At 66.8% G+C, this 18,312-nt stretch carries 19 protein-coding genes; 15 read left to right on the top strand and 4 right to left on the bottom strand.

The features are described 5' to 3' along the window. Positions 1-93: 93 nt before the first annotated feature. From ACP7AB_RS08035 to ACP7AB_RS08105, 15 genes are all read left to right on the top strand, one after another. Positions 94-1,485, top strand: coding sequence for a type IV secretory system conjugative DNA transfer family protein (locus tag ACP7AB_RS08035; RefSeq protein ID WP_426046133.1), 1,392 nt, complete (start codon positions 94-96; stop codon positions 1,483-1,485). An 11-nt stretch (positions 1,486-1,496) separates the two neighbouring features. Next, entirely contained in the window at positions 1,497-1,949 is a 453-nt protein-coding gene (locus ACP7AB_RS08040; protein ID WP_425989787.1) for a hypothetical protein, read from the top strand. Next, positions 1,950-2,906: a P-type conjugative transfer ATPase TrbB gene (gene trbB / locus ACP7AB_RS08045; protein ID WP_425989789.1), complete on the top strand. Its 957-nt coding sequence runs from the start codon at positions 1,950-1,952 to the stop codon at positions 2,904-2,906. A gap of 274 nt (positions 2,907-3,180) precedes the next feature. Continuing rightward, complete coding sequence (locus tag ACP7AB_RS08050) at positions 3,181-3,501, top strand: TrbC/VirB2 family protein (RefSeq protein WP_425989791.1); 321 nt, start codon at positions 3,181-3,183, stop codon at positions 3,499-3,501. Next, complete coding sequence (locus ACP7AB_RS08055) at positions 3,501-3,779, top strand: VirB3 family type IV secretion system protein (protein ID WP_425989793.1); 279 nt, start codon at positions 3,501-3,503, stop codon at positions 3,777-3,779. Before ACP7AB_RS08050 ends, ACP7AB_RS08055 begins: the two co-directional genes overlap by 1 nt. Before the next feature lie 7 nt (positions 3,780-3,786). Then, complete coding sequence (gene trbE, locus ACP7AB_RS08060; RefSeq protein WP_425989795.1) at positions 3,787-6,246, top strand: conjugal transfer protein TrbE; 2,460 nt, start codon at positions 3,787-3,789, stop codon at positions 6,244-6,246. Further along, on the top strand, positions 6,194-7,000 hold the full coding sequence (locus ACP7AB_RS08065) for a conjugal transfer protein TrbJ (RefSeq protein ID WP_425989797.1): 807 nt from the start codon (positions 6,194-6,196) through the stop codon (positions 6,998-7,000). The genes trbE and ACP7AB_RS08065 overlap by 53 nt, the downstream gene beginning before the upstream one ends. Positions 7,001-7,011: 11 nt before the next feature. After that, positions 7,012-8,481 (top strand): P-type conjugative transfer protein TrbL, encoded by a 1,470-nt coding sequence (gene trbL / locus ACP7AB_RS08070; RefSeq protein WP_425989799.1) that lies wholly within the window; start codon positions 7,012-7,014, stop codon positions 8,479-8,481. A gap of 3 nt (positions 8,482-8,484) precedes the next feature. Next, positions 8,485-9,168, top strand: a complete 684-nt coding sequence (gene trbF, locus ACP7AB_RS08075; RefSeq protein ID WP_425989800.1) for a conjugal transfer protein TrbF — start codon at positions 8,485-8,487, stop codon at positions 9,166-9,168. Between the two features lie 197 nt (positions 9,169-9,365). Continuing rightward, a complete protein-coding gene (gene trbG / locus ACP7AB_RS08080) occupies positions 9,366-10,259 on the top strand; it encodes a P-type conjugative transfer protein TrbG (protein WP_425989802.1) in 894 nt (297 codons plus the stop codon). After that, positions 10,256-11,410, top strand: a complete 1,155-nt coding sequence (locus tag ACP7AB_RS08085) for a TrbI/VirB10 family protein (RefSeq protein WP_425989804.1) — start codon at positions 10,256-10,258, stop codon at positions 11,408-11,410. Before trbG ends, ACP7AB_RS08085 begins: the two co-directional genes overlap by 4 nt. Next, positions 11,407-11,916 carry a S26 family signal peptidase gene (locus ACP7AB_RS08090; RefSeq protein WP_425989806.1) on the top strand — a complete coding sequence of 170 codons (510 nt, stop codon included), beginning with the start codon at positions 11,407-11,409 and terminating at the stop codon, positions 11,914-11,916. Before ACP7AB_RS08085 ends, ACP7AB_RS08090 begins: the two co-directional genes overlap by 4 nt. Further along, entirely contained in the window at positions 11,910-12,524 is a 615-nt protein-coding gene (locus ACP7AB_RS08095) for a lytic transglycosylase domain-containing protein (protein WP_425989808.1), read from the top strand. Before ACP7AB_RS08090 ends, ACP7AB_RS08095 begins: the two co-directional genes overlap by 7 nt. Further along, positions 12,521-12,802 (top strand): hypothetical protein, encoded by a 282-nt coding sequence (locus tag ACP7AB_RS08100; RefSeq protein WP_425989810.1) that lies wholly within the window; start codon positions 12,521-12,523, stop codon positions 12,800-12,802. Before ACP7AB_RS08095 ends, ACP7AB_RS08100 begins: the two co-directional genes overlap by 4 nt. A 5-nt stretch (positions 12,803-12,807) precedes the next feature. Further along, complete coding sequence (locus ACP7AB_RS08105; RefSeq protein WP_425990129.1) at positions 12,808-13,257, top strand: AlpA family phage regulatory protein; 450 nt, start codon at positions 12,808-12,810, stop codon at positions 13,255-13,257. A gap of 45 nt (positions 13,258-13,302) precedes the next feature. Here ACP7AB_RS08105 and ACP7AB_RS08110 read toward each other — a convergent pair whose 3' ends face one another. The 4 genes from ACP7AB_RS08110 to ACP7AB_RS08125 all read right to left on the bottom strand — a co-directional run bounded on the left by ACP7AB_RS08110 (position 13,303) and on the right by ACP7AB_RS08125 (position 18,184). Beyond that, entirely contained in the window at positions 13,303-14,799 is a 1,497-nt protein-coding gene (locus tag ACP7AB_RS08110; RefSeq protein WP_425989812.1) for a Fic family protein, read from the bottom strand. Between the two features lie 161 nt (positions 14,800-14,960). Beyond that, positions 14,961-16,535, bottom strand: a complete 1,575-nt coding sequence (locus ACP7AB_RS08115) for a tyrosine-type recombinase/integrase (RefSeq protein WP_426046128.1) — start codon at positions 16,533-16,535, stop codon at positions 14,961-14,963. Positions 16,536-16,761: 226 nt separating this feature from the next. Further along, positions 16,762-17,049, bottom strand: a complete 288-nt coding sequence (locus ACP7AB_RS08120; protein ID WP_425989815.1) for a hypothetical protein — start codon at positions 17,047-17,049, stop codon at positions 16,762-16,764. Position 17,050: 1 nt separating this feature from the next. Beyond that, a complete protein-coding gene (locus ACP7AB_RS08125; protein WP_425989816.1) occupies positions 17,051-18,184 on the bottom strand; it encodes a hypothetical protein in 1,134 nt (377 codons plus the stop codon). Positions 18,185-18,312: the final 128 nt, after the last annotated feature.

Below are 18,312 nucleotides of genomic sequence, written 5' to 3' on the forward strand. Positions count from 1 at the left end.
GCCGGCCTGCTGCGCTGGTTGATGGCTGCGCAGACCGGCCTCTTGCCACCCCAGCCAATCACGGCTCAGATCACCAAAGGACTCTCGTTATGGCTGGATGAGAAACGGGGGTCACGTCACCAGCTATCCTCGGGATGGCGCACGAGCTTTTCTCACTCTCTATTCATAAACCCGCGCAGTTCTGCCTCGGCGCGCTGGAACCCCCTCGTCGAAATTCAGCCTGGACCTGGTCAACTTGCGCAGGTCCAGCGTCTTGTTGCCATTCTCTCCGACCCCGGCGGATCACGCGACGACGAAGCGATCTGGGACAAGGCCGCTTCGGAAATCCTCGAAGCCGTCATCCTCCACGTGCTCTACACGGCCGACGACGCTGACAAGACGCTGCTCAAGGTCCGTGAGCTCCTCGCCGACCTCGACGCCGCCGCCGACGCGATGGTGAAGACTCTGCACCGTCTGGGTCCAAACGGTGAACCGCAGACCCACCCGTTTATCAAGACCGCGGTGAAGGGCTATGCGGCCATGCACGACCGTTTCCGAACCTCGGTCCAGGGGACGGCGCGCTCCTACCTCAAGTGGCTGGCCGGTGAAGACGTCGAGCGCTGCCTTTCGGGCTCCGACTTCCGCATGGGGGACCTGATGTGCGCCGAGGCCCCGGTCTCGCTCTATATCCAGGTCGCTCCGGCCGATGCCGCCGCCCTGCGGCCGCTGGTCCGGCTCCTCTTTTATGCTGCAGCCCAGTCCCTGGCCGCGCATGAAACCACAGACGCCACCGGCCGGCCCAAGCGCCACAAGCTGCTCATGTTGATGGACGAGTTCCCGCTGCTGGGCCGTCTCGCCTTCTTCGAAAAGTCGCTGAGGCTGATGAGCGGCTACGGCATCAAGACCATGTTCGTGGCGCAGTCGCTGAACGACATCGTCGAGACCTACGGCACGCATAATACGATCCTGGACAACTGCTACATCTACACCGCCTTCGCCGCGCTCGATCCCCTGACCCAGGACAAGGTCTCCAGACTCACAGGCACGATCACCGAGACGCGTACCAGCCGAAGTGGCCCGGCCGGGTTCGGCGCTGGACGAAGTTCGGTCTCTCGCTCCGAAGTCGAGCGGCCCCTGCTGGAGCCTGGCGAGATCCGCGCCCTCCCGGACGACGATCAGCTGGTCTTCATCGCAGGCCAGAAACCCCTCCGCACCAAAAAGCTCAAATACGACCAGCGCCAGCCGTTTCGGTCGCGCGCGAAGATCCCACCCCCGGATCAGGCGGCGCGGGTCGACACCCCTGGTCGCGCAGCCAATCCCTGGGCCGGCCGTCGCGCCCTGGGCGAAGACCCGGCGGCTTCGCTGCCGCTGTTCAAGGAAGTGGCTGGGGCCATCGACGACAAGAAGGCGGCCGCCAAGACGGCGGAGATCTACGAACGGGTGGCTGGAGAGATGGCCGCTCAACAGGCCGCGCTGGATCAACTGCAAGGCCAAAGCCAACAGTAAGGAATAAGCGTATGCGCAAGTCCGAAGCTGCCCGCACCCGCGTTCAAGTCTATCTCACCGACGCCAAGGTCATCGCCGGTCTCAACCGCGAGGCCAAGGTCTCCAAGGCCACGCTCAGCCAGGCGGCGGGCCGGGCCATCGCTCGAGGTTTGCAGAAGGCCCCCCAGGCCGACCCCGAAGACCGGCTGCTGCAGCTGGAACGATCGCTTCGCGATCATATGCGGGCGACAGCCCGGGACATGCAGATCATCCAGGAACTGCAGATCGAGGTGGCCAAGGCGCTGTTTCTGCGCATGCCCGACGCCTTCGCGGACGAGGATCCCACGGTGCAGAAGGCCGTCGAGCACCGTATCGAACGGCTGCTGGACGCCACGGCGGCGCGGATCGTCCACGGCCGCTCGGAACGCCCCTCGGCCGCAGACCGAATAGAAGGTGAGCCCCAAACTTTCCGGGCCGCGAACTAGATGCAACCCCATCCCATCGTCGCCGAGCGCAAGCTTGAGGCCCTGCGCCACGCGCTTGGCGACACGGTGCTGGCCGCGCTCGTCGAACCGACGGTCGTGGAGATCATGGCCAACCCCGACGGCCGGATCGTGCTCGACATCCTCGGCGCAGGCCGACGCGACACCGGTGAGCGTCTGTCGGCTGAAGCCCGGGACCGGGTGATCAAGTTGATCGCCGACTATGTTGGGGAGCCGGTGACCCGCGAAGATCCCAGGCTATCCGGCGTGTTGCCCGAAACCGGCGAGCGCTTTCAAGGTGTGCTGCCGCCGGTCGCCCGCGCGCCCGCCTTCTCCATCAGGAAACGTCCGGCGGTGATCTGGGGGCTGAATGACTATGTGCGGGACGGTATTATGAGCCAAGCGCAGGCCGGGGCGCTGCGCACGGCCGCGATCGAGCGTCGCAACATTTTGATTTCTGGAGGCACGGGCTCGGGCAAGACGACCTTGGCCAATGCCGTCCTGGCGGAGCCGGCCTTCGCCGACGACCGCGTCTTCCTGGTCGAGGATACGCCGGAGCTGCAATGCTCCGCCTGGGATGTCGTCGCCGTGCTGACGCGTCGATCGCCCAAGGTGATTGGCGTGGTCGATCTGGTGCGCGACGCCCTTCGGATGCGCCCCGATCGCATCGTCGTCGGCGAGATGCGGGAGGGTTCGGCCGCCCTGGAAACCCTTAAGAGCTGGAATACGGGTCATCCCGGTGGCCTGTCGACCATCCATGCCAACTCAGCCGAGGACGCATTGCGGCGGCTCGAGGACCTGATCGCCGAGGTCTCCAGCACGGTCCCGAGGCGCGCCATCGGCCAGGCTGTGGACAGGATCGTCCATATTCGGCGGACAACTGAGGGCCGACGCGTCGAAACCGTCCTGGCCGTCGATGGCGATGTTGGCGACGGCTACGCTTTCCGGACATTGGCGTGAGGCCTGGAACAAAGCCTGTTCGAACCGAGGCCGCTTCGGCCTGGGTCCCGCCAGCTAAGGGATTGAACGCAAGTCACTGCAAGTCGTGATCAAAGCCAACCCAAGTCGAATGCTCGGCGTCACATCAAGTCGGATTTGGAGTTACAGTAAGTCAGATATAACTTGCTATGAAGTCATAGACAAATAATCACGATGACTGTTGACAACATGTGGAAGAGTTTGCTTGCCTTGAGTCGTGGCGCGCCCTGAAGCGCCAAACAACAGGTGAGCAACCATGCGTAGGACAGTTCCACGCGGCCTTTCGGCCGCGACGGTGATGTGCGGCCTGCTGCTTGCCGGTGAAGCCCTTGCAGGCGGGTCGGGCATGCCTTGGGAAGGGCCGCTGCAGCAGATCGTGGAATCCATCACTGGCCCGGTCGTACAGGCTGCTGCCGTGGTCGCCGTGGTGCTGTTCGGGGCCGGGGTGGCGATGAGCGAGAACGGCTCGTCGATGCGGCGGGGCCTGGGTATTCTGTTCGGCCTGTCGATCGCCTTTGCCGCATCCACCTTCTTCCTCGACTTCTTCGGCTTCGCCGGCGGCGTGGAGATCGGGTGATGCTGTCCGACCCACAAGATCGCCGCCCGGACGGTTACGAGCTGCCGGTGGCACAGGCCCTGGCCGAGCCGGTGCTGATGGCCGGGATGCCGCGTGACTACGCCATCCTTATGGGCACGATCGCCCTGATGCTGGGCCTGGCGCTGCGCATCTGGTGGCTGGGCCTGTTGTGGTGGGCCATCGCCCATGCCGTCGGCCTCTACGCCGCTCGCACCGACAAGCGGTTCTTCGATGTGTTGCGGCGCCATCTGGCCCTGCCCGGACATATGGACGGGTAGGGCGATCATGCGGTTCCTCGACGAACATCGCCGCCGTCCCGCCGCTCTGGCGGATCACCTGCCCTGGGCCGCCCTGGTCGCGCCCGGCGTGGTGCTGAACAAGGACGGCTCATTTACGACGGGCTTCCGTTTCCGGGGACCGGATCTGGAGTCCTCGACCGAAGACGAGCTGATGGCCGTCCGGGCTCGGCTTAACAACGCCCTGAAGCGGCTCGGCACCGGCTGGTGCCTGCATGTCGAGGCGCGCCGCCGACCGGCTGACCCATATCCGGAAACCGAATTCGAGGTTCAGGCCGCCTGGTTGGTGGACGCTGAACGCGCCGCGCTCTTTTCCGGGTCCGAACCCGCGTTCGAGACTGACTTTCGCCTGGCCGTGACCTGGCTCCCTCCGGCCGACGACACGCGGCGGATGGAACGCTGGCTGTTCGACGGTCTGGGCAAGGCCGGACGTGATTGGCGCACGGCGCTCGAGACCTTCCGCCGCGAGACCGACGGCGTGCTCGACCTGCTCACCGACGCCTTGCCGGAGATCGAGCCGCTGGACGATGGCGCGCTGCTGACCTGGCTGCATGACTGCGTTTCTCCGCGCTCGGTGTCGATCCGCCCCGATCAGACGCCGATGTTCCTGGACGCCGCCCTGGCCGAGGTCGGCCTCACCGGCGGCGTCTCGCCCAAGCTGGGTGACCGGTGGCTGAAGGTGGTCTCGGTGCGTGGTTTGCCGTCTGCGACCCGGCCGGGTCTTTTGGATGCGCTGGGTGCCCTGCCGTTCGACTACCGCTGGAGCGCCCGGTGGATTGGGCTCGACAAGGCCGAGGCCGAAACCGAGATCGTGCGGCTGAGGAAGCGCTGGTTCGCCAAGCGCAAAGGCGTCGGCACCCTGATGCGCGAGGCCATCACCAAGGAGGAGGTGCCGCTCCTGGACACCGACGCGGCCGGCAAGGTCGAACAATGCGACGGCGCGCTGGAAGCCCTCGGCGCCGAGGCCGCCGCCTTCGGCTATCTGACCCTGACAGTCACGGTCCTGGACATCGATGCCGGCGTGGCGGCGGAGAAGGCCCGGGCGATCGAGGCGGCGCTCAACGCTCAGGGGTTCGTGGCGCGGGTCGAGGATTTGAATGCCGTCGAGGCCTGGTTGGGCTCTCTCCCTGGCGAGCCCTATGCCGATGTGCGCCGGCCGCTGGTGTCCACGCTCAATCTCGCCGACCTCTTGCCGGTCTCGGCGGTCTGGGCCGGTCCCGCCTGCGACGCCTGTCTCGACGGACCGCCCCTGGCGGTGGCGCGGACCACGGGATCCACGCCGTTTCGTCTGGTGCTGCACGTCGGCGATGTCGGCCACGCCATGGTGGTGGGCCCGACGGGCTCGGGTAAATCCGCGCTGCTGTCTTTCCTGGCCCTGCAGTGGTTCCGCTATCCTGACGCCCGGGTCGTGTTCTTCGACAAGGGCCGGTCGGCCCGTGCGGCGACGCTGGCGGCCGGCGGCCGCTGGCGGGCCTTGGAACCCGGGAGCGCGTTTGCGCTCCAGCCGCTCGGTCGGGTCGACGACGAAGCCGAGCGCGCCTGGGCGGCGGAATGGCTGGCTGAGACCGTCCGGCTGGCCGGTGTCGAGCCGACGCCCCGGGTGCGTGAAGAGATCTGGGTCGCGCTTGCGGCCCTGGCCGATGCGCCCGTCTCTCAGCGAACCCTGACGGTCTTCTGCGCCCTCGTGCAGGATCGGGCTGTTTCCGCCGCGCTGGATCCGCTGACTCTCAAGGGTCCGCACGGCGCGTTGCTCGACGGTGCAGCCGTTAGCGACGCTCCCAGCCGGTTCGATACCTTCGAACTGGAGCGATTGATGGCCACGCCCTCGGCCGTGGCCCCAGTTCTCTCAGCCCTGTTCCACCATCTGGAGCGTGACTTCGACGGTCGGCCGACGATGCTGATTCTGGACGAGGCCTGGCTCTTCCTCGGCGAGACCGCCTTCGCCGCCAAGATCCGCGACTGGCTGAAGACGCTGCGCAAGAAGCGGGTGGCCGTGGTTTTCGCGACCCAGTCGCTGGACGACGTAGCCGCTTCCAGCATCTCGGCCAGCCTGATCGAGAGCTGCCCGACCCAGGTCTTCTTGCCCAACCCCCGCGCCTTGGAGCCGGCCTCGGCCGCCCTCTATCGCGGCTTCGGGCTCAACCGTCGCCAGTTGGAACTGATCGCGTTCGCTGCGCCCAAGCGATCCTACTACTGGCGACAGCCCCGGGGTTGGCGGCTGTTCGATCTCAAGCTCTCCGGGGTCGGCCTGGCGCTCTGTGCCGCTTCCGCGCCCGAAGATCACAAGCTCATCGACGAAGTGCTGGAGCGGCTCGGCCAGACCGATGGGGCTCCAGTCGATCCATCGCAGCCATCCGCGTTCGCGCGAGAATTCCTCAAAGCCAAGGGAGTGCATCATGTCGATTCAGTCTTCGACGCCTTCACCGATCTGCCGATCGCCGCAGAATAGGGCAGGGGCGCTCGCCCTCGCGCTTGCGGCGGGTCTGGCCGCCTGTTCCGATCCAGAGCCGGCAAAGGCTAATCCGCCGGCAAGTTCTCCGATCAGCCCGCCCCAGGCCGTGGTCTTTGATCCGCGCAATCACATCGAGAACGCGCTCCAGGCCTCACGCCAGCTCGATAGCTTGGCCAACGAGGCGCGGATGCTGGCCAATCAGGCCCGCGAGCTCGCCGCCTCGCCCTATAGCCACCTCGGCGAGACCACCTCCGCCCTGCGCGACATCGGTGAACTGGCCAAGAACGTTCGGGGCGTCGCCTCGACCGTGACACAGCTGGAGGATCAGTTCGCCGATCTCTATCCCACCGCTGTGGAGGGTCTGGATCCCGCCAACGCCCTGCAGCAGAGCGAGCGCCGCACGACGGCCGCCCGCGAGACCGCTCAGGACCTGGCTCGCACCGCCGCCGAACTCGAGCGGCTGAGCCAAGGCCGAGATCGCCGTCTGCAAGGCGCCCTGTCCGCCAGCGAGCAGGCCCAGGGTCAGACGGCTGCCATCCAGTCCTCGACCCAGATCCTCGCGGTCCTGGCCGAAGACCTGAGCTCGATGCGCACCATCATGCTGGCCCAGTCCCGGCTGATGGCCGAGCAGACAGCCCGCACGGCCGCCGAACGCGCCGCAGGAGCGGAGTCGCGGCGGCAGTTCTATGGGCGGGACGGCGCGACGCCCGCTGCGCCCAGTTTCGATCCCTACTCGCGCGCGCGGAACTGAGGGGTCCGACGATGGCTGCGCCCAGCATGGAAACACCGAACGAGCTGATGGTGGTGTTCTCAAACACCATCTCGGCAGGCTTCGATGCCCTCCAAGGTCCGATCAACGGCGTTTTCGGTCTGATGATCGTCTTGGTCGTCACGCTGACGGGCATTCAGTGGATGCTCTCGCCCCAACGCGACATCCTTGCGTCCGGCTTCGGTAAGGTCCTGCTGATCGGCCTGTTCGCCTACATCATCAACGACTGGCAAAGCCTGGCCGAGACCCTTCAAGTCGGCTTCGTCGATCTGGGCCTGACGGCCGGCGGCGGCACGCTGTCTCGCGGCGAGTTCTTGAACCCCGGGGCAATCCTCCAGCAGGGCTGGGAGATCGTGAAGGCGCTGGGAGAGACCCCGGCGCCGGTCAACAATCCGCTCGACGTCGCCGGCAACCTGACCGACGCCCTCATCCTGGGCCTGGCCATGATCGGCATCATGCTGGCCTTCGCGGTCCTCGCGCTTCAGATCATCGTCACCCTGCTCGAGTTCAAGATCGTCACCCTGGGCGGGTTCGTGCTCTTGCCGTTCGGCATCTGGTCGAAGTCCGCCTTCCTCGCGGAACGGCCGCTCGGCTATGTCGTCTCCTCCGGCCTGAAGGTCTTGGCCTTGGCCATCGTGGTCTCGGGTGCGCGGACGGTGTTCGACCAGCTCCAGCCCTCGGCCAACCCCGACCTCTACGAGGCCCTGACCATTCTCGTGGCCTCCATGCTGCTGGCCATGCTGGCCATCTTTATTCCGAACCTGGCCTCTGCCCTCGTCACCGGCGGTCCAGCGCTCGGTGCCGGGTCGGCGGTGACCGGCGCTCTGGCGGTCGGCGGCGCGGGCGCCTTGGCCGGCGGCGCGATCATGGGGGCCGGGGCCGCCGTCGCCGGTTCGGCCTCGAAGCTCGCCGGAGCGTCCAAGGCCGCCGCCGGTGCGAGCTCGGGCCGTGCAGGCCCGCCGTCCGGCGGCTCCACGCCGTCGCGCCCGTCCAATGACAACCCATCCCCGCGTGGTCCAGGGTCGGCATCCCCCCATGCCGGAACGAGTGGGCAGAGCTCACGAGCCCCGGCGGCTGCGCCGGCCCCTGCCACCGGGACGCGATCGGCCAATATCAGCGGAGCCTGGGCGGCCCCGAGCGATGCGGACTCAGTCACGACCAAGTCCGCCCCGTCCGGTCGTCCTGCCGACGCCGGCCCTGGTTCGTCGGCATCGTCTTCGCCCTTCGGACAAGCGAAATCGGGTCGCCCAGAAGCCCAGATCAACCGCGCAGCCGAAGCCGCACGCCAAAGCTTCCACCGGGCCGCCGGCCGATCAGCAACCTCAGGTCAATCGGCAGGCCGCCCTGCGGCCCGGGCGGCGGCCTTGCAGGCGTTTTTTACCGCCAACACCGCACGAGGCCTGCTGCCCGCCGGCGAAACCTCGGGCGCGATCTCGCCCAGCCTTCGAACTGAGGAGACCTGATCCATGCACCCCTTCTTTCGACCCAAACGCGCCCTGGCCTCGGCCCCCGAAAGCACACCCTACCAACGGGCGGGCCAAGTCTGGGATGACCGGATGGGCCTGTCCATCGCTCATGCCCGGAACTGGCGGCGCATCGCCCTGGCCAATCTGGTGCTGGCCGGCTTCCTCGGCGCGGGCTGGTGGGTCCAGGCCGACCGGGCTGTGGTCAAGCCGTTCGTGGTCGAGGTCTCGGACCTGGGACAGACCCAGCGCATCACCGCCATCGGTGGACGCTACGAGCCGACCGAGGCCCAGACGGGCAGGGCGCTGGCGGACTGGATCCGCGACGTCCGCTCCAAATCCATCGACCCGATCGTCATCCGCCAGAATTGGCTGCGGGCCTACGACCTCGTCACCCCAAAGGCCGCGTCCTTCCTCAACAATTGGGCTCAGGCCCACGATCCTTTCGCCGAGGCTGGGCGCGAGGCCGTCAATGTCGAGGTGCTGAACGTCGTGCGGCGCACCGAGCGCACCTACGATCTGCAATGGCGCGAGACCCGTTTCGTCAACGGCCAGTCCGCCGGGACCGAACGCTGGCGCGCCCTGATCACCACCACTCTGCAGCCGCCCCGCACAGAGGCTGAGCTGATGAAGAACCCCCTGGGACTGAAGATTGAGGACGTGTCATGGACACCCGACGCCTCTTGAGCCTGGCCGCCTGCGCCATGCTCCTATCCAGCTGCGCCATCCTCCGCCCCTTCGGCGGCGGCGCGGCGCCGCTGCCGGATGTGCCGCGCTCTGCTTTGGCTTCCGTGTCGAATGTTCGGCCGATCCTGCCGGCCCGAAATGCGACGGAGAGGCCTTATCTCGGTGGCGCCGCCGGAGTTGAAAACGACACACCCATCGTGAGCGACGGTGCTGAACCGGTCTTTGGCGAAGGCGATGCCGGCGAGGACGAGTTCGTGGTGGCGCAGGACGCTGCGTCTTCGTCCCCGGAGCCGCCGCCGCCTGCGCCGCCTCGTGCGCCCCCCGCGACAGGGAGATCGGCCATCGCCGTGGCCAATGTCGAGGCGCGGGCGGCGTCCAGCGCTGACCGCTTCGTCGGTGGGATGCAGATCTTCGCCTACGACCCTGGGCGGGTCTATGAGATCTGGACCGCGCCGCTACGGGTCACCACCCTGACCCTCGCGCCGGGCGAGACGGTCACTTCCAAGGCGGCCGGCGACACCGTGCGCTGGCAGATCGGCGAGGCGTCGTCAGGCGCCGGCCCCAATCAACGCACTCACGTCCTCCTCAAACCCCTGGAGCGCGGCCTCGAGACCAACCTCGTCGTCACCACCTCGCAGCGGGTCTATTTCCTGCAGCTGAAAAGCGGCGCGCCGGAAGGCTTCAATGCCGCCGTGGCCTGGGACCTGGGTGCGGTCATCCCGCCTGACGCGGCGGTCAGCGAAGGCGTCGCCGCGAACCCGGCTGATCCTTTGGTCACCCCCTCCGGTCCGCTGGACGCGCACTACCGCATCGCGCCGCGCGGTCGGGCCCCGCGCTGGACCCCGACGTCCGTGTTCAATGACGGGACGCGGACCTTCATTACCTTTGCGGCCGATCTGCAGGTGGACGAGGCGCCCGCCCTGTTCGTCATCGCGCCGGACGGCCAGATGCAGATGGTCAACTATCGCCAGCAGGGCGGCTTGTTCGTGGTCGATCGCGTATTCGACCGGGCGGAGCTCCGCCTTGGCGATAGCCGCCCGCAGATCGTGCGCATCGAACGCCTGCTGGACCTCACAGGAGGCCGGTCATGACCGATCCGATCTCCCCCGACGCGCCCCTGCCCAAGGCGCCACCGCCCGGGCTTTCAACCCGGGCCCCGCGTCCCACGGCGGTCCGCCTCCGCAAATCCGTGGTCCAGGGCGTGGTGATCGCCGCCGCCGCCCTGCTGTCGGGCTCCCTGGCCTGGGCCTTCGTTGTTCAGCCCGAGCTTCGCGCCAATGCGCGAGAGAAAGCCGACGAGGGGCGGCTCGACGAGGCGCGCGGGACCGTCCGCGCCTCGGATGTCGTGACCGATCAGCCCGCCAGCTACGATCGGCTGGGCGACCAGCTGCCCGAGCCAAGACGGCTGGGCGGCGACCGCGAGCCGGCAACCGCTTCCGCGTCCGCGTCACCTCCACGCGTGTCCAGCCCCGACTATTACGGCCCGGTCGCGGCGGCCCCGAGCGCCCCACGTCGGTCCGCGGCCCAGGACGCCGCTGGGTCGGGGCTGTTCTTCGGTGGCGGGTCTGGCGGCAGTCCGGCCGGGCAGGGCGGCGCCCAGGTCGAAGCTTCCGCCGGTCCGGGTCGTGACTACGGTGCGGTCTACAACGGCCACGCGCTGATGGCCCCGTTGTCGCCGTTCGAGCTCAAGGCTGGAGCGATCGTCTCGGCGGCGCTCCTGACCGGCATCGACACCTCGCGCAGCGGTCCGGTCGTGGCGACCGTGACCCAGAACGTGTTCGACACCGTCAGCGGACGACATCTGCTCGTACCCCAGGGCACGCGGTTGATCGGCCGTCACGACGGCGAAAGCAGCTACGGCGACCGCCGCGCCTTCCTGACCTGGGAACGGCTGATCCTGCCCAACGGCAAGAGCCTGACCCTGACCGAGGAACCGGGCGTTGACGCCCAAGGCGCGGTCGGCGTCCAGGGCCGGGTCGATCGCCGTCTGTTCCCGCTCGCGGTCGCGACCCTGTTCGCCGGCGCCATCACCACCTTGGGTCAGATCGCCCGTGACGACGGTGACGGCGGCGGTGGACTGCTGGGCGATGTCGGGGACGCCACCGCCATCGAGGGCGCGCGGGTCGGCGGGAGCCTGATCGACCGCGAGCTGCAGGTCCGGCCGTCCATCCGCTTGCGGGCGGGAGCGCCGGTGCGGGTGCTGATCACCCGCGACCTGATCCTGGAGCCCTACCGGCCATGACCAGATCTCGTATTCGACGACTGGCCTTGTGGGTGGCTTCGCCCCTCGTGGCGTTAGCCGGCGTTTCGCTGGTGGCCGATCATGCGCCGGCCCTGGCGCTGATCAACGAAAGCCCGAGCCTGCCCCTCGGCCTCTATACGCGAACCGTGACGTCGGAGCCGGCACGCGGCGACGTGGTCGCCTTGGCCCAACCGCCATCGACGCGACCTTATCTCGGCCGCCTCGGCATGCCGTCGGATGTGAAACTGCTCAAGCGCGTGGCGGCCGTCGGCGGGGATCGCGTCTGTGCGGCAGCCGGTAAGGTTACGACACGGCGCCGCGACGTTGCGGTTGTCGCCCGAGACCGCCGCGGCGCCACCCTGCCGGCGTGGCAGGAGTGTCGAGTGTTGCGCGCGGACGAACTGTTCGTGCTCGGCGATACGCCGGGAAGTTTCGACAGCCGCTATTTCGGTCCGATCCGTCGGGCGCAGGTGGACGGCGTCTATCGGGAGACACTGACATGGTGAGATCGTTGCTCGTCACCCTCGCGGCATTCGCGGCGGCAGGCTCCGCCTCGGCCCAGAGCGCTGACTGGCGTCAGGCCGGCGGCGATCTGTTCGCCGGCGTCGAAGCAGAGGCGGCGTCGCCGACGCTAGAAGACGATCCGACTGACGCCATGGACCTTCCCCGGCTCGGTCCTCTCAGCCAGCCTTTCATGTCGGCCATCGCCACGGCCGCCGACCGGCACGGCCTTGATCCTAAACTGCTGCACGCCCTCGTGGTGGTGGAGAGCGCATACCGTAACGAGGCCTGCTCTCCAGTCGGGGCCTGCGGCCTGGCTCAACTGATGCCGGGCACCGCCGCCGAACTGGGTGTCCGCGACCGCTTCGATCCAGCCGAAAACCTCGCCGGCGGCGCGGCCTATCTGGCGACACAGATGCTGCGCTTCGGCGATCTGCGGCTAGCGCTGGCAGCCTATAACGCCGGACCTGGCCGCGTGGCCCGCCTCGGCCGGATCCCTGATATCCGCGAGACCCAGGACTATGTGGTCAGCGTCGTGGACTGCTACCTTGCTCTGACGGCGGGCCGGGGCGTTCGCAGTTCCCGCGAATGCCGACCGGGAGGCGGCCGATGACCTCCGATCTGGACGCTGCAGCTGAGACACAGGCCGAAGGTGACGAAGACCTCCTGACCCGGAACCAGGCCTCGGAGTATCTGCAGCGGTTCGGCATACGCATGAAGCCGACGACCCTCGCCCGCGCCTGGTCAGTAGGCAATGGTCCGCCCTGCCGACACATTCGCGGCAAGCCCCTTTACCCGCGCGGCGTTCTGCGTGGCTGGGCCGAGGCGCAGGACACCGGTTTGCGCCGTGCGGCCTGGGAACGCCCCGCGCCAGAACGGCGGGCGCAATGAGCTTCATGATTGACGGCGTGACGATCGAGAGCGGCGGACCTGAGGACCGGCTGCTGCCATGGGAGCGAGTTCAGGACATCATCGGCATCAGCCGCACGACAGCTTGGCGCATGGAGAATGCAGGAACCTTTCCCTCCCGCGTGACGGTCTCGCCCGGCCGCGTCGGATGGTGGGAAAGCGAGCTCACAGCTTGGAAAAGCGTCCGCAGCGTCGCCAAGCCCTTGGCTTCGCCTCGGAAGCCGAAGTCGCCCCCCAAAGCATTGTCGCCACCGGTGAAGCCGCGTCTGCCCGGCATGGCCCGACGCGCGCCCCTTCGGTCGGACTCGCCATCGCCTCACCCGGTACCGGTCCAGTTGGAGCTCCCGGCCGCACCCCCGCTCGCCCCTCAATCGCCACTCCGGCCCCGGCGTCGGGCTCAGCCAACCAATCTCGATCAGAGTGACTTTGGGTTTTGAACCTGACAGGACAGGCGGCGTCGCCCGTGACGGCAGACGTCCTGATCAACTCATGCCGTCGTAGATCTGAAGGCGGATGCCGACATCGTCGGCCTCGGACGGGTCCATGAAGGCATTGACGCTGGTCAGTTTCGTCTGGGCGTCGTCGATAGAACGCCACGGCAGGGCAAGCACCCAGCGCTGGGCGAAATCCAGTGTCCTGACGAGCGGGCGAGGGTTTCCCGTGTTCGACAGAGCCTTCAGCGCGCTTAGATAGTTGCTGCGAAAAATCGTCGGAATAATGATGCGTTCTTCGCCCTCGGCAACTAATTCGGCGTTCATCATGATCCGGGCGATCCGACCATTGCCGTCGGCGAAGGGATGAACCTCAGAGACCAGGAACATCATATAGACCGCGCGAGCAAAGGGCGTATCCAGGCTGCGATAAAGCTCGAAACCGGCGTCCAAAGTGCCTTTGACCTGATCCGGCGCGACGAACACGGTCTGGCCGGCGCGGTTGGTCTCCTGCTTGAACCGCCCGGGTCCCTTTTCCGGCCGGGCCGCCATCAAGACGGCATGACGGCTGCGAAGACGGTCGGACAGGTCGTCGACGGTGCGGGGACGCCGGCTCATCTCGACCGGGTCGGAGACGATGCGCCAAGTGCCGAGGACGTCATGAGCGTCGGCCGGACGCGCATTGGGAATGACATTGTCGAAGACGATGGCGGCCGCTTCGGCCACGTCAAACTCGGTGCCTTCGATGAAGTTCGAGAAATAGGCTTCGAAGAAGGCAAGGGTCGCCCGGCCGTCCGGGCTGCGCTCCGGCGTGACCCGGGTCGCCGGGGCGGTCGAGCGAAGCTCCGCGTGCAGCGTCTCGAACAACGCCATCCGATCCGGGTCATAGGGAACGCCTTGACCCCGTGCCCGCCCGCGATCGGTTTCCAAGGGCGCGTTGTGCGTTCCAAGCAAGGCGCCGATCAGCCGGTCGAGATCGATGAGTTCGCTCTCGCGGCCGAGGGTAGGGGCGATTCGGCGCGCCTCATCGCGAAGGCGGTTGAGGGCCTCTGGCCCGTTCCGGCGGACCAGATCGTCCAGACGGGTTTCGAGCTCGGGACGGCTCAAGGTCCGGCTGACGTCCCCGCTGCGGCGGCGGGACGGAACCATATTATCCAGGAAGGCCCGGGCCTGCGACGACAAACGCAGGCCGCCGATGAAGGGCTTGTCGGTATCGAGCGCCTCGGGGCCTCGCCGCGAGCGAAGGGTGAGGCCCGGCAATTCGACATCGCGCTTGCGGTTCGAGATGACGAACACGGATCCATCGGACGCCGGCGCGTTCTCAAGGGCGGTTCGATCGGCGATCAGCGCGCCTGGGGCGTAGGCCGCGACGACGGGCCAGAGATTGCGGCGAATGACATGCTCCGGTGGATCGACCAGGTTCTTGGTGTACAGACGCGGGCCGATCTGACGGACGGCGCCTTTCGCGCGGGCGCGCGCGACCACGTCCGATAAGGCCGTGGTCGAAAAGAAAACTTCCGGAAGGCTGGCGAGCGGATTGGCGGGCATGAGGTGTCTCTCCAAGAGCCGAAATACCGGATTTATGGGACTTAGAGCGAGAATAGTGCGGATTGTTGGGGTTTAAGAGCTGCGGGCTCTATTTGTGGAGGCGCTCGCCGACGCAGGGGTGACCGCAGATGACCCGAACCGGGTCGAAGGCTCCCAGCCCCTTATCCAAAGCCGTTGATCCAGCCCTCAAGCTCCGACCAATCGTTGCGAGTGGCGAGGTCGAGGCCCACGAAGGCGAGAAGATCCAGGTGGGCCTGAGAGACCGAGCCTTCCCGGCTGGCCGCCATGCACATGGTCATGACGGCCTGCTGGGCTCGGCCATCCGCGCACAGCGCGAGCGCCCGCGCCTTCGCCGCGTCCAGGTTCTGGGCGGCCTTCACGGCGGATGCGGGCGCGTCGGGCGTTCCGGACGCCGGGGCGCCCACCGACGCGCCGGTCAGGTGATCGGCCCATTTGGACAGAGCGGCCCGCTTCTCTGGGACATAGGTGTAGCGGTCGTAGATCGCCGTGACGGCGGCGCCGTCTTTCGGCGTGTGGCCCAAAACCAGACCCACGATGAATCGCGTGACGCCGTAGCGCCCGGTCAGGGTCGTCGCACCGGTTCGGCGCACGTCGTGAGGGGACCGAAGCGGCAGCTTGCGACGCTCGAAGATGCGCGAGAACGTCCGCGTGATCGCCTGCTCGTCGATGCATTGATCGGCGACCCGGGGAGAGGGGAAGACGAACGGGCTGTCGGCATCGAGAGCGAAGGCTGCGGAGAGCACCTCCAGGGCTTGTGAGCTGAGTGGGACGACATGTTGGTGGTTCGCCTTGGCGCGTTCGGCCGGAATGACCCACAGCGCGGCGTCCAGGTCGAACTCCTCCTTGCGCGCGCCGGCGATCTCGTTGCGGCGGGTCAGGGTCAGCATCAACAGCTGGATCGCCAGGGCCATGACCGGCTCCGGCCGCGCGGCCAGGCCAATGTTGAGGTAGCCGGGCGGCCGAGGCTCTGCACCTTCCAGCGCGATGCCCCACACCAACCGCAGACCGGGCTCGTCGAGCAGCCGGTCACGGGACACCAGGGCCAACGGCCGCGCTAACCCAACCACTGGATTGGCGTCGATCATCTCTTCCTGCACGGCAAAGGCCATGACGCTGTGAAGAAGCCCGCCGATCGACGCGGCGCTGGCGGCGGAGAGGCGCCGTTCGGTGACGAGTGAGCGCATGAAGGTCTTGACCTCAGCCCGCTTCAGATCGCGCGGCGCTATCGCGCCCAGAGACGCGGCGATATGGCGTTTCCAAAGATGGCGCTCATTGGCGATCGTCCGGGGGCGTTTGGGCCGACGCCGACCACCGTGCAACCCGAGCTCCGCCGCAGCCCAGTAGATCTCGGCGATCTCATCCAATGTCGCCTGAAGCGGAGCCGGCAGATTGGCCGCAGCGCGCTCGGCGACGGGATCGACGCCTTGGAGAAGCTCCAACCGAAGTTCCGTCGCCTTCTGCCGCGCGGCGGCCAACGAGATCTCAGGATAATCGCCCAGAATGACGCGACGTCGCGGTCCACCCTTGACGGCATAGCGAACTTCGAACTGCCTCAGACCCGACGGCCAGACGCGCAGGGCCCGACCGCGCGCGCCTGAGACTTTGCGCCGAAGCGGCGATCGAGCGGCTTCAGACCCGCGATTTGACGATCCGTCGTTATGGTTGGCGTCGGCATTGCACGGCGTCCTGATGGTCAGACCGACAGAGCCTAGCAAAGAAGGGGGGCATTAGGGGGGCAGTTTGTGCAAACTTCGACGCAATACGGCGAACAGCGTTGAAAAGGTCGTCCTTCACGATTTCATAGACTTATGCGCGGTTTGCAATGTTCTGAACAACGGCGAAATGGCATCTGAGGCGATTTACACCGAGAGGGTCGGCGGTTCGAACCCGTCGCCGCCTACCACTTCAGAACGGCGACTGTCGACTCCGCCGGGTTCGCGTTCAGCGGCTCAGACAGACCGGCTGCAGCACGCCCGCGATATACGCCCGACCTTCCGCGATCAGGACAGCGCCGGGTTGCAGGACACACTGGGTGCCGACCTTCAACGAAACCTTCGCCCACTTGGCCCTCACGCGCGGGGCTTCCAGATCGAACTCCGCCGCAGTCGAAGCGCCCCCATCGTCGATATCGATGACGGGGCCGAGCAGCATCTCCCGTTCCTTGATCCACTGATTGAGCTTTTCGAGCCCGTAGGATTTAGCGGCTCCGACGATCTGGGTGTTCGCCATTCTAGAGGTCCCTTCCAAGGGCGGTCTTCAAAATTGCCTCCGCCGATTGGCGGACGGCCTCGGTCTGCACATTCGCCTTGATCCAGTCGCTGATCACCGTGCGACGGACACCCACCGTCGCATCGGCCGCCGTGGTCGCGCCGAGGCTCGTGATGACACCCGCCAGTTTGTCTTCGGGGATCTGAGGCACGGCAATGAGCATCACTCCCCTCGCTGTCGCAAGCCTGACCAGGTCCGCGACCCGCGTCAGGTCCGCGTCGGTCGAAACGCCTCGATCAACAGCGACGCGGAGGCCGGCGATGCGAGCAGTCCTGGTCGGGCCCGAAGTTACCTGGAGCGCGACCGCGATCTGCTCCAGCGTGATCTCGTCGGCGGCCTCGATCCGATCCATCAGCTCCGCCTTGCGCACAGCAAGATCGCCCTGGAGATCGGGCGTATAGGCGGCCTGAAGGGTCCGGTTCTCAAGATCGGCCCGGGCGCCGGTGATCTGCGACAGCTGCTCCATCGCCGTTTCGAGCCGAGCCTGATCCTGAAGGCGACGGATATCGTTCATGGCCATGAAGAGCGGGTATTCGTCGGCGCCGACTGACATCCCCCGGACGAGGTCCGTCTTCACCCGGGTGCGCGCCGCTTCCATGGCCGTCAGCACCGTCGGCAGCGTGCGGTCGATGAAGAGGTCCCGGGAGACGGAAGCCTGTGCGCCGGTCAGGAAGGCGGAGCCGGCCGCTAACGCGCGTCTGGCGCTGTCGCCGGAGACGATGGAAACGCTGTTTATGATAAGAACGGCCAGATTAGACCCGAAGGCGGTTCCCTTCAGCTCTTGGGACAGACTCAGGCGGAACTGATGATAGGCGGCGTCCGCACTGCTGACGTACAAGTTTATAACGGTGTTGCGGTAGGCAGCTCGCGACATCCCCGCGCGGCAGGCGGGCCATTGCACGTCGGCCGGGCAGTCTGACGAGTCACTCTCGAATGCGCGGTAGATGACATGCTCTGGATAGTCTCTTCTCACGAGAGCGATCTGCGATTGGAGATCCAAAATGGGTTCAGCCGAGCCGGAGAGCGAGGCGCACGCCGACAGCCCGGACGACAGCATCAAGGCAGCGAAAACGCCGACCGCGCAATGTCTGGCCACAACCCCTCCGTCGATGACAATCGTTAAGATTGTAGGCGCGGATGATGGTCTTTGTCCACATTGCAACGATCACTGAACGAAGAGCCTTGGCTATCCCCGCTCACGAAGAAGGCCGCCGGAGCGATCCG

The sequence above is a fragment of the Brevundimonas sp. TWP3-1-2b1 genome, from assembly GCF_049896165.1.
Taxonomy (GTDB): Bacteria; Pseudomonadota; Alphaproteobacteria; order Caulobacterales; family Caulobacteraceae; genus Brevundimonas; species Brevundimonas subvibrioides_B.

What these genes read in the sequence shown, in the direction of transcription:
- ACP7AB_RS08040 (WP_425989787.1), top strand. Translation starts at nt 1,497, where the DNA reads ATGCGCAAGTCCGAAGCTGCCCGCACCCGCGTTCAAGTCTATCTCACC.
- trbB (WP_425989789.1), top strand. Translation starts at nt 1,950, where the DNA reads ATGCAACCCCATCCCATCGTCGCCGAGCGCAAGCTTGAGGCCCTGCGC.
- ACP7AB_RS08050 (WP_425989791.1), top strand. Translation starts at nt 3,181, where the DNA reads ATGCGTAGGACAGTTCCACGCGGCCTTTCGGCCGCGACGGTGATGTGC.
- ACP7AB_RS08055 (WP_425989793.1), top strand. Translation starts at nt 3,501, where the DNA reads ATGCTGTCCGACCCACAAGATCGCCGCCCGGACGGTTACGAGCTGCCG.
- trbE (WP_425989795.1), top strand. Translation starts at nt 3,787, where the DNA reads ATGCGGTTCCTCGACGAACATCGCCGCCGTCCCGCCGCTCTGGCGGAT.
- ACP7AB_RS08065 (WP_425989797.1), top strand. Translation starts at nt 6,194, where the DNA reads ATGTCGATTCAGTCTTCGACGCCTTCACCGATCTGCCGATCGCCGCAG.
- trbL (WP_425989799.1), top strand. Translation starts at nt 7,012, where the DNA reads ATGGCTGCGCCCAGCATGGAAACACCGAACGAGCTGATGGTGGTGTTC.
- trbF (WP_425989800.1), top strand. Translation starts at nt 8,485, where the DNA reads ATGCACCCCTTCTTTCGACCCAAACGCGCCCTGGCCTCGGCCCCCGAA.
- ACP7AB_RS08085 (WP_425989804.1), top strand. Translation starts at nt 10,256, where the DNA reads ATGACCGATCCGATCTCCCCCGACGCGCCCCTGCCCAAGGCGCCACCG.
- ACP7AB_RS08090 (WP_425989806.1), top strand. Translation starts at nt 11,407, where the DNA reads ATGACCAGATCTCGTATTCGACGACTGGCCTTGTGGGTGGCTTCGCCC.
- ACP7AB_RS08095 (WP_425989808.1), top strand. Translation starts at nt 11,910, where the DNA reads ATGGTGAGATCGTTGCTCGTCACCCTCGCGGCATTCGCGGCGGCAGGC.
- ACP7AB_RS08100 (WP_425989810.1), top strand. Translation starts at nt 12,521, where the DNA reads ATGACCTCCGATCTGGACGCTGCAGCTGAGACACAGGCCGAAGGTGAC.
- ACP7AB_RS08105 (WP_425990129.1), top strand. Translation starts at nt 12,808, where the DNA reads ATGATTGACGGCGTGACGATCGAGAGCGGCGGACCTGAGGACCGGCTG.
- ACP7AB_RS08110 (WP_425989812.1), bottom strand. Translation starts at nt 14,799, where the DNA reads ATGCCCGCCAATCCGCTCGCCAGCCTTCCGGAAGTTTTCTTTTCGACC.
- ACP7AB_RS08120 (WP_425989815.1), bottom strand. Translation starts at nt 17,049, where the DNA reads ATGGCGAACACCCAGATCGTCGGAGCCGCTAAATCCTACGGGCTCGAA.